Genomic DNA, 10,788 nt, shown 5'->3' with positions numbered 1-10,788 from the left:
CTAGAAAAGGAGTATGTATAATATAATTGATCAACCTAATCGGAATGATTGGTCAAGTGTATCGGAATTAATGATCAGGCTAAATCGGAATTATTGGTCAGCTACGCCAAAATAATCAAAAAGTAAACACACATGTTTAATTCCTTTAAAGGATATACATTATGTAATGGCATTCCAGCACAACACAGTTATATATACAAGTAAAGGTGAAATTACATGTACTGTCTCTTTTAATAAGATGGAAGAGTTACTCGGTACACAATTTTTTAAGATTCATAGAAGCTATACGATTAATAGAGAATATATTCGTTTATTTGGTCATGATTATGTAGAACTTACAACAGGTGAAAAGGTCCCAATGACTAAACGTAATCGTGCACAGCTTATTAACTCTTTAATGGACTGTACAAATATTCAGTCAGGTATTGATGATGATGCAAAAAAATAGGTTCTCACGCGAGAACCTATTTTTGTTTGTCTTCATAGTATTCAATTGTTGGTAAATCCCATCGATAATGGGCTGCAAGTACTCTAATAAGTACAACTATAATAAAGCCTAATATAACTGCAGTATTTGTTTCTCCATACTTTATGAATAAACATGTAATGATGGAACCAACGATGGAAGCAGATGCATAGATCTGTTTCACACATACCTGCGGTAATTCATTTGCGAGAACATCACGGATAATACCTCCACCTACACCTGTCATCACACCAAGGAAGGCAGGAAGAAATATTCCTGTATGAACTGCCATACCTGCATTCACTCCATCCATTGTGAATGCAGCAAGACCTAAAGTATCAAAGATAAATAATAATTGAGTTGTTAGAGATTCAATACTCTTTCTAGTTGTTTTCTTATGAAAATATAATATTAAAATTGTCAAGTTGGCAGTCACTAATGCAATGATTACAAAGATTGGATTTCTAAACATAACAGGGGGAGTGACACCAATCAGTACATCTCTGACCATCCCTCCACCAACTGCTGTACATAGTGCAAGAATATTTATACCAAACAAATCCATCTTTTTTTTACTCGCAACCATAACACCAGAAATTGCGAAAGCAATCGTGCCAATAATATCCATGACTAAATTAAATGTTGCATTCATATCTACTCCAATAAAAAAGCAGCCCTAAGGCTGCTAATAGAATTAACCAAGTCTGTTATAGTATTCGACGATTAGCTGTTCGTTGATTTCCTGATTTAATTCAGATCTTTCAGGAAGTCTAGTGAACTTACCAGTTCTCTTTTCAGCATCTACTTCAACGAAGCCAGGAACATGAGTCTGAGCTTCTAAAGCTGTCTTGATAACATCTAACTGCTGAGATTTTTCCTTAACAGTAATAACGTCACCAGGATTTACTTTACATGAAGGGATATCAGTCTTGATACCGTTTAATAAAATATGACCATGGTTTACTAACTGTCTAGCTGCTCTACGAGTAGTTGCAAATCCCATTCTATAAACTACGTTGTCTAATCTTGATTCAAGTAAGAATAAGAAGTTTGAACCAGTTACACCTTCCATCTTAGAAGCGCGGTTGAAAGTGTTGTGGAACTGCTTTTCGTTAATACCATACATATGTCTTACTTTCTGCTTTTCTGCTAACTGAAGACCATATTCAGTGCTCTTGTGTCTCTTCTGACCATGCTGACCTGGAGCATAAGGTCTCTTGTTTAATTCTTTTCCGTTTTCCAATACTGAGAAACCAAGTCTTCTAGACTTTTTCCAGATTGGGCCTGTATAACGTGCCATTGACGTTACCTCCTTATTGTTTTATTTGCATAAAACAATAACAATTCATAACTCACCCTGCGTATGTTCTTATTAAGCATTTCTCTTGCGGTAAGATACTTTGCATCCCTAAGTCAAGAACGTAGCTGCACGACTGTTATGTACCGCTATTCATTTTATTGCGAGTCTGATTATACTTAATAAAGTAGTGAAAGTCAAATAAAAGTTGATGAAAACTACATAAATTTCTTCAATTCTGCTTCATATACAGATTGAGTATGAGAATCAAAGAGAACCCATTCTACCAAATCAAAATCATTAGTATGTTCTTTTAAGAATTGAGATACTGTCTCGAGTGCAATATGCGCCGCTTTTTCAACCGGGAAATGATAGACACCAGTAGAAATAGAAGAGAAGGCAATCTTTCTAATACCATGCTCCATTGCAAGCTTCATAGAATTGTAATAGCAATTAGCCAGCAATTCTTCTTCATTATGACTTCCACCATACCATATTGGTCCCACGGTATGAATCACATAATCACAAGGAAGGTTATATGCTTTTGTAATTTTAGCTTCGCCTGTCTCACATCCATGAAGTGTTCTACATTCTTTAAGTAGTTCAGGCCCAGCAACCTTGTGGATTGCGCCATCTACGCCTCCACCACCTAAAAGAAGATTATTCGCTGCATTCACAATAGCCTCTACATCTGTCACTTTTGTGATATCACCTAGAATTGTTTTAATCATATATTACCTCTTTCTGCAAGCTTCTAGTATAAAAAATGGTCAGGGTAGCCTGCTTGATAATAAAATCAGAATCAGCTGGAATCCTAGTCTCAGAAAATACTTCACCTGATTCCTTTAAACCAGCACTTAAACTATAAGTTTTCTTATGGATATTCAGTCCAATATCAATTATACCACTACAAAAAAAGAATATCGGAATAATACCGATATTCTTATACATGATCTAACCAATGTACACGGAAGTAATAAATAAGTAAACCAATCATACAGATTACCCATGTAACTGGCCATCCTGCAAATACAATACCAATGTTATGAGTTAAAGGTACTGCAATCGCAAGATAAATCTGTCTTAAAAAGACAAAAGTACCTACCATGAAATACATAGGAATATTTGATAAACCAACACCTCTTAATGCACCAGATATAATCTGTATGACAGGTAATGTAAGATAACCTGCTGCGAATATTCGTGCCATTAAATAACCATATTTAATCACTTCGGGATCACTAGAGAAGATACCTACTAATTGTTCTCCAAATATATAAATAATAAGCACTCCCATAGTTGTTACTCCAAAAGTCATTGCCATTGTTGTACGAAGACCTTTCTTAACACGGTCTATGGCACGCGCACCAATGTTTTGTCCAGTAAAAGTCGTAATAGCCATCGCAAAGCTTTGAATTGGCAGCTGTAGGAACCCATCGATTTTAACATAAGAAGTATAACCAGCCACTGCATTTGCACCAAATGAATTAATATAAGATTGTACAATGACATTACTAAAAGATACAATGGACTGCTGAAGGGCAGTAGGGATTCCTATTTCAATAATCTTCTTTAAAATAGGCATATCGATAGAAATATCTTTAAACTCTACTTTATAGATTTCTTTAGAAAATACTAATTTGATCATAACAAGTAATGCACTGATTCCCTGGGCAATAAAAGTAGCCCATCCAGCACCGGCAACACCCATATGAAAATATAATACAAAAACAAAGTCTAAAATAATATTTATAATAGATGCAACAATTAAATAGTATAAAGGAGTTTTAGAATCACCTACAGCACGTAATATACCAGATCCCATATTATAAATACATACAAAAGAAATGCCACCAAAATAAATACGTAAATATAGAGAAGCAGGAGCCATGACTGAATCAGGAGAACCAATAAGAATTAAAATTTGTTTTGATAATCCGATACCTAGAATAGTGAATAATACACATAAAATAAGAGTTAAGGCAATTGAAGTATGAATTGCTTTTTTCATCTTATTTAAATGATTGCCACCAAAATATTGGGCAATGACTACTCCAGCACCTGTCGCAAGACCAGTAAAGAAACCAACAAGAGTATTAATGATTGGTGTAGACTGCCCAACTGCTGCAAGGGCACCTGAACTTACAAAGTTCCCTACAACATAGGAGTCTACAGTATTATAGAGCTGTTGAAATAAATTCCCCACTAACATTGGAATAGAAAACCAGAGGATGGCTTTCCATATCTTTCCATTAATTAAATCTGTACTTTCATTCATCTTTTACCCTCCCTAAACAATACAATCATATTCCTATTTTTAAGAAAGAGTAAAGATTTTCACAAAAAGAAATATACATATGTGTATTTTTTAATAGTGTTTCACGATTCCATAATGAAATGACTTGGAAAATATGATAAAATTATATCGATATGTAAGAGAGGGATGTTTTATGGATTATATGAAGAATTTTATAGAATATGTAGGAGTAAGAAACTTAATAATATTTGGAACTATTCTTGTAGCTTTGATTATTTTCATGATTGTATATCATTCAATTAAATTAAAGATATATCGTCAGGAAATATTGGACTTACAAAACCAGATCAATGGAATTAAAACACTACCATTACAATATAGATTAGGCCGTGTACAGTCTATTGCGAAAAATATGCCAGAAGTGGCTGAAGAATATGAACAATTCACAAAAGATTTTGAAAAGATTACTGAATTCCAAAAGAATGAATTAGGTGTTCTTGTGAATGAAGTGGATGAATCTTTATTTTATGGAAAGACCCATGGTATAAAGAAGAAGTTTGCGTTGATTCGTGAAATGACTCAGCGTTATGATCATGACGCTAAAGACCTTCTTGCACGTATTGAGAAGGTGACAGAAATAGAAAACATCCAGCGTGTAGAAATCATTAGAGTAAAAGGAAAATACCGTGAGGTAGGCAATGAGTATGAAAAGATTCGTGTTAAAGTAGAAGAATTTGTACCACATGCTTTAGAAATGTTTAAAGAATTAGATGATGATTTTGTGAAGCTTGAAACATTGATGAATAATCAGATGTTTGCGGATGCAAAGAATTTTACTGAAGAAATTGAAAATCGTATTGATAGTCTTCAAGAGAACTTAAAGGATCTTCCTTCTTATGTATATGTTGTATCTGACTTATTACCAAGTAAGATTGATAAGGTGGATGAATTGATTACTTCTTTAGAAGGTGATGAATATGCACTTGAAGAAATGAATATTGCAGCACGTCGTCAGGAAGTAGATAAACAGATGGAAGAATCTATTGCCCATGTAAAGAATGTTGATATCAAAGGTGCAGCAGAAGTGCTTGAACCATTAACTGGATTAATTGAAGAATTAGTGATTGATTTGGGTAAAGAACTTGATTCTTATAAGCAGTTTAAGGAAAAGTGGAGAGAAAGTTATAATGAACTTCAGAGATTGACAGATGTTTATCAAAATACAATGAAAGAATATCGTCGTTTGATTACTGAATTTGTGATTGATGAAGAAGAAGTTGTAATCAGTAAGAAGTATGAAGAATTTAAACAGATTCAAAAGGATGCCAATGATTTAATTGAACAGATGGAATCTGGACATTTCGCTTATGCAAATATGTTGGAACATGTAGAAAATCTATATGATCGAATGATGCAGCATGATGCTTATCTTGAAGAATTTAAAAAGCAGAAAGAAGATATTGATACTAAGAATCAGAAAACAGAAGAACTCTTAGAAAATATCAATATTGTCTTATTAGAAATTAAGTCAGAAATCAAGAATGAACATCTTCCTTTAGTAAATGATTCTTATCGTGATTATATTGCGGATTCTTATAATAAAGTAGAAGAAATTAAACGTTTTAAAGCCCATAAACCAGTTGTATTGAATGAGTTATGTGCCAAGGTAGAAGGGGCAAGAGATGTGATTTATAAGCTTTATGATAATGTACATAATATGATTGTAACTGCAGGTATGGTTGAAGATGCAATTGTTTATGCGAACCGTTATCGTTCAATGTTCTTAGAAGTGAATACAGAACTTACAAAGGCTGAAGTCTTATTTAGAAATGGTGAATATCGTAATGCATTACAAGTGGCAGTAGATATTCTAGAAAGACTTGAACCAGGAAAATATGAAGAGCTTATTAAAAGGAAAGAAATTAAGTCCGCTTAGGGTGGACTTTTTTCTTTTATATCGTTATTATTTAAGGCGAGGTGATTAGATGATTTATCTAGACTATGTAGCTACGACACCTCTTGATGAGGAAATACGCTCTACATATACAAAACTTTTAACAACTTATTTTGCGAATTCTGATTCTGCATATGCACCAGGTTATGAAGTAAGCCGTTTAATTGAGCAATCAAGAGCTCATATTGCGAAATTACTTCATGTTTCTCCTGATGAATTGATTTTTACATCATGTGCATCAGAATCCAACAATACAGCAATTAAAGGAACAGCTTTCCAATATATGAATAGAGGAAAGCATATTATTACAACAGCTTTTGAACATTCAAGTGTTGCCAATACATTTAAACAATTAGAGGAAGTGTTTGGCTTTGATGTAGATTATGTGTCTATTGATTCAAATGGACATCTTGATTTAAAAGAATTAGAATCTTTAATAAGAGAAGATACAATTCTTGTTTCTACAATGTATGTGAATAATGAAGTAGGAACAATTAATCCTATTCATAAAATTGCATCTATTGTACATAAAAAGAATCCTAAAACTAAATATCATGTAGATATGGTACAGGCTTTAGGTAAGCTTCCTATTACATTAGATGATATAGATTTAGCTACTTTCTCAGCTCATAAGGTATTTGGCTTAAAGGGAAGTGGATTACTCTATAAGAAGCGTACTGCAAGCATTATACCTCTTATTAATGGTGGTCAGCAGGAAAATGGCTTAAGAGGTGGTACAAGTAATGCATGCGTGGATATTGTACTCGCAAAGACAATGCGTAAAGCTATTGAATCACAAAAGAATCATTATGATTATGTAAAGTCACTAAATGACTATTTACGTGTACAATTAAGTGCGATGGACAATGTAGTGATTAATTCACCAGAGGATGCGAGTCCATTTATTTTAAACATTTCATGTCCACACTATAAACCAGAAGTTATTGTGCATGATTTAGAAACTAAAGGAATCTATATTTCTACTAAGAGTGCATGTTCAAGTAAAAAAGTAGAAATCTCTCATACACTGGCTGCTATGCATTTAGATCCCCTTATTGGAACAAGTGCACTCAGACTCTCATTCTCACATCTCACTACAAAAGAGGAATTAGATACATTCCTAGATGCATTAAAAGATACATTAAATAGAATTAAGAAACAGAGGTAATTAGATGAAACCAGATCATATCCTTGTCCGTTTTGGAGAATTAACTACAAAAGGAAAGAATCGTAAACTATTCATTAGAAAACTATTAAAGAATACAAAAGAAATACTTCATGACTATTCTGCCTTAGAATATGAATTAACATATGACCGTCTTTATATTTATTTAAATGAAGAAAATGCGGAAGAAGTAACAGATAAGTTAAAGACAATCTTTGGTATTCATAACTTTTCATTATGTTATAAGGTGGAACATGACTTAGAAAAAGCAAAAGAAGTTGTTACTTATATTATTGATCATGATGAAGGAAATACATTTAAGATTGATACCAAGAGACATGATAAATCATATCCTAAGAATTCTATTGAAATGAATAAAGAAATTGCAGGCTATGTATTCCATCATACAACTAAAGAATTATCTGTTGATGTACATAACCCAGATATCTTAGTGCGTGTAGAATATAGAAAAGATGCAATTTATATTATGGATAATATGATTCCAGGTGCAGGAGGCTATCCAGTAGGTATTGGTGGTAAAGCTTTATTAATGCTGTCTGGTGGTATTGATTCACCTGTGGCAGGTTATCTCACTATGAAGCGTGGTGTAGATATTGAATGTATTCATTATGCTTCTCCACCTTATACAAATGAAATGGCAAGAGAAAAGGTATTAGATCTAGTCAATGTCTTAAAAGACTATACACATGGCTCTATTAAAGTACATATCGTGCCATTTACTGATCTTCAGTTATCTGTATATGATCATTGTGATGAATCTTATGCTATGACAGTGATGCGCCGTATGATGTATAGAATTGCGGAAGGTGTTGCAAAGAAGAATGACTGCTTAGCTATAGTAAATGGTGAAAGTATCGGACAGGTCGCATCTCAGACACTTGAATCTATGAATACAATCAATCAGGTGATTACTACTCCAGTTATTCGTCCAGTCGCATGTATGGATAAACTAGAAATCATTAAGATTGCAGAAAAGATTGGTACATATGATATCTCTATTAGACCATTTGAAGACTGCTGTACAATCTTTACACCACATAACCCAGCTACTAAACCTAAGGCTTATAAAGCAGAAGGCTATGAAGCAGAATGGGACTTTGCATCAGAAGTACAGAAGTGTATTGATCATACAGAAACAATCATCATAAACTCTAAATATAAGAACAATGATGACTTGTTTTAAAAAAAGTAAAAAAAGTTTATAAAGTAGTTGACGAAGTGTTCTTAATCGTGTAATATATAACTCGTCGGTTGAGGACACACCTCTCTCCGTAGCTCAGTTGGTAGAGCATCTGACTCTTAATCAGAGGGTCCACGGTTCGAGCCCGTGCGGGGAGACCATTTAAAATTTAACAGGATAAACCTGATATTCTTGATAGAAATATCAAGAACTATCTCTCCGTAGCTCAGTTGGTAGAGCATCTGACTCTTAATCAGAGGGTCCACGGTTCGAGCCCGTGCGGGGAGACCATTTGTAAACAATGCAGAACTTCGGTTCTGCTTTTTTGTTGTATATGATAGCATATCATTTGGGAATTTGCTATAATGGAGGTTAGATTAGGGAAAGGGGTATTATTTATGAGAGAGGATACAGAATTAAAACTAGCAATCATAGAACTGGATGGATGTATATTCCCCCTAAACAGACTCCGCTATAATTTCTATAAGAATTTATGTAAAAAGAAAAATATTACTGTTACTCCTGAAGAGTTCTATCATGCTTTAGGTAATATGTATTCAATGTATGAAACTCTTCCGCTTGCGACGACAATTAATAGTCAGAAGCTTAATGCAACTGTAGAAAAAGATTTATATAATTATTTGAACATGAAGGGTTTATCACCAAAAGATGGTGTTATTGAGTTATTTGAATACTTTCGTCAGAATAATATTCCAATTGCAATTGTTTCTACTCATAAAACTAAAACAGCTATTAATTATCTAGAACTTGGTTCTTTGTATCGTAAAGTTGATTATGTTATTGGATGTGATACAGATATTAAAGCACTTCCTTCAGAAGAACTGCTTGCTTATATTGATAAAAGATTCCAGGTAACACCTAAAGATACATTAGTCATTACTTCTATGAATGGTATTCTTCATTCAGCTAATAATATTGGAATGAATACTATTTATTTAAATGATTTGGTAGAAGCAGGAGATGATGAAATCAGCTGTTCTTATCAGGTAGCCAATACAATGTATGAAGCATTGAATGATATTCTTTTTGGTCGTTATGAAGATTATAAGATCTTTGAACCGCTTCTTGGTATGGACAAAGAGATGTCTGTTGCTAAATTAAAGGCTTTATTCGCAAACTTGCAGGAAGTCTATAAGGATGATCCTGACTTATTAAAAATCATTAAATCTACTTATATATCTAAACTCTCTGAACTCACTAAAGAACGTCCAAGACGTTTTACCTTCAGTGATGAAGATCTAGCAGAATTAGAAAAAGAAGAAGTAGAAGAATCTGTAGTAGAAGAAAAAAAAGAAGAACCTACCGCATTATCACTGAATGCGCAGGATACGGCTGCATTAAATGATGTCATCGCAAAGGTTATGGAAGCTGAAAACAATGCTCCAGAAGAAAAAGAAGAAGATAAAAAAGAACCAGTGGTAGAAGAACAAAAAAAGAAGCCTGATCATCATATTATTAATACTTTTATTAATATTAGTTATGTCTTATTATTATCATTGATGATTCTCTTACTTGGTTTAGTAGTTCATATTGCGTTAGGTAATATGATGGATCAGCCTGTTGTGAAGGTATTACATGCAATTAGTTTAGGTTATATTGATGTTGTTGAATCAATTTTTGAATTCATCTTCAATGGTCTTCATTCTATTACGAATGTTATTCCAGATTACTATACTTATATGAATGATAATACATTGATGACTCTTTCTGCTTTAAAGATGATTCATTGTTATATTATGAATGTAGTGATTGTTTCAATCGTAGAAGTGATTAAATACTCTATACTAAGTAAAAAGAGCTCTTAACCTAGAGCTCTTTTACTATTTGCAATGTTTTCTGTTATAAGCGTACATAACTGCAATGACAGTTTTACCATCAATAATGCGTCCATCAAAGATTGCTTTGTAAGCTTCATCGATAGGCATTTTAATGATATTTAAGAATTCATCTGCATCACACTGTAATGAATCTTCTACTTCTTTAAAGTCTTCTGCTTCATAAATTCTAAGTATTTCACTTGAATAACCAGGTGTAGGAAGCATCTTTAAGATAGGACGCATATTTTTAGCACGTCTGTTTGTTTCTTCCTCAAATTCACGATAACAGGCCTTATCAGGATCTTCTCCTAATTCTAGCTTACCTGCAGGTATTTCTAATGTATCGCATCTATTTGGATAACGGAACTGCTTTACAAGAATAATTTCATCATCCTCTATCGCAAGAATACATACACCACCATGGTGATATACACATTCACGTACAGCAGTATTACCGTCTTGTAATAATACATGTTCCTTAGTTACCTTTATGATGGCTCCATCATAAATTGTTGTTGAATCTATTTGTTTTTCCATGATTGTCACCTCGACTTTTATTATACCATAATCTAAGAGGTGTATGCTATAATGAGGGGGTAAAGGAGATATT

10 protein-coding genes and 2 tRNA genes are annotated in these 10,788 nt (G+C 33.4%); 7 read left to right on the top strand and 5 right to left on the bottom strand.

Annotation, left to right across the window (positions count from 1 at the left end; all coding sequences use genetic code 11):
* The first annotated feature begins 139 nt into the window (after positions 1-139).
* Entirely contained in the window at positions 140-448 is a 309-nt protein-coding gene (locus H8909_RS05985; RefSeq protein WP_369409811.1) for a LytR/AlgR family response regulator transcription factor, read from the top strand.
* Positions 449-464: 16 nt separating this feature from the next.
* Here H8909_RS05985 and H8909_RS05980 read toward each other — a convergent pair whose 3' ends face one another.
* From H8909_RS05980 to H8909_RS05965, 4 genes are all read right to left on the bottom strand, one after another.
* Positions 465-1,118, bottom strand: a complete 654-nt coding sequence (locus tag H8909_RS05980) for a trimeric intracellular cation channel family protein (RefSeq protein ID WP_022425394.1) — start codon at positions 1,116-1,118, stop codon at positions 465-467.
* A gap of 42 nt (positions 1,119-1,160) precedes the next feature.
* On the bottom strand, positions 1,161-1,766 hold the full coding sequence (rpsD, locus tag H8909_RS05975) for a 30S ribosomal protein S4 (protein ID WP_187012183.1): 606 nt from the start codon (positions 1,764-1,766) through the stop codon (positions 1,161-1,163).
* A gap of 215 nt (positions 1,767-1,981) precedes the next feature.
* Positions 1,982-2,494, bottom strand: coding sequence for an O-acetyl-ADP-ribose deacetylase (locus H8909_RS05970; protein WP_187012182.1), 513 nt, complete (start codon positions 2,492-2,494; stop codon positions 1,982-1,984).
* A 212-nt stretch (positions 2,495-2,706) separates the two neighbouring features.
* Positions 2,707-4,041 carry an MATE family efflux transporter gene (locus H8909_RS05965; RefSeq protein WP_187012181.1) on the bottom strand — a complete coding sequence of 445 codons (1,335 nt, stop codon included), beginning with the start codon at positions 4,039-4,041 and terminating at the stop codon, positions 2,707-2,709.
* A gap of 172 nt (positions 4,042-4,213) precedes the next feature.
* Between H8909_RS05965 and H8909_RS05960 the strand changes: the two genes are divergently transcribed.
* The 6 genes from H8909_RS05960 to H8909_RS05935 all read left to right on the top strand — a co-directional run bounded on the left by H8909_RS05960 (position 4,214) and on the right by H8909_RS05935 (position 10,166).
* Positions 4,214-5,956: a septation ring formation regulator EzrA gene (locus tag H8909_RS05960; RefSeq protein WP_238928236.1), complete on the top strand. Its 1,743-nt coding sequence runs from the start codon at positions 4,214-4,216 to the stop codon at positions 5,954-5,956.
* Between the two features lie 49 nt (positions 5,957-6,005).
* Entirely contained in the window at positions 6,006-7,142 is a 1,137-nt protein-coding gene (locus H8909_RS05955) for a cysteine desulfurase family protein (RefSeq protein ID WP_187012179.1), read from the top strand.
* Positions 7,143-7,146: 4 nt separating this feature from the next.
* The gene (thiI, locus tag H8909_RS05950; RefSeq protein ID WP_117458411.1) at positions 7,147-8,343 is read left to right on the top strand and encodes a tRNA uracil 4-sulfurtransferase ThiI; all 1,197 of its coding nucleotides are present in this window, start codon (positions 7,147-7,149) and stop codon (positions 8,341-8,343) included.
* Between the two features lie 82 nt (positions 8,344-8,425).
* Positions 8,426-8,501 (top strand) — tRNA-Lys (locus H8909_RS05945).
* Positions 8,502-8,555: 54 nt separating this feature from the next.
* Positions 8,556-8,631: transfer RNA gene (locus tag H8909_RS05940), tRNA-Lys, on the top strand.
* A 107-nt stretch (positions 8,632-8,738) separates the two neighbouring features.
* Positions 8,739-10,166, top strand: a complete 1,428-nt coding sequence (locus H8909_RS05935; RefSeq protein ID WP_187012178.1) for an HAD hydrolase-like protein — start codon at positions 8,739-8,741, stop codon at positions 10,164-10,166.
* A 15-nt stretch (positions 10,167-10,181) separates the two neighbouring features.
* Here H8909_RS05935 and H8909_RS05930 read toward each other — a convergent pair whose 3' ends face one another.
* Positions 10,182-10,715, bottom strand: coding sequence for an NUDIX hydrolase (locus tag H8909_RS05930; protein ID WP_117458413.1), 534 nt, complete (start codon positions 10,713-10,715; stop codon positions 10,182-10,184).
* Positions 10,716-10,788 lie beyond the last annotated feature (73 nt).

The organism is Catenibacterium faecis (assembly GCF_014306455.1).
GTDB classification, from domain to species: domain Bacteria; phylum Bacillota_I; class Bacilli_A; order Erysipelotrichales; family Coprobacillaceae; genus Catenibacterium; species Catenibacterium mitsuoka_A.
This window is presented reverse-complemented; position numbering and strand designations above follow the sequence as displayed.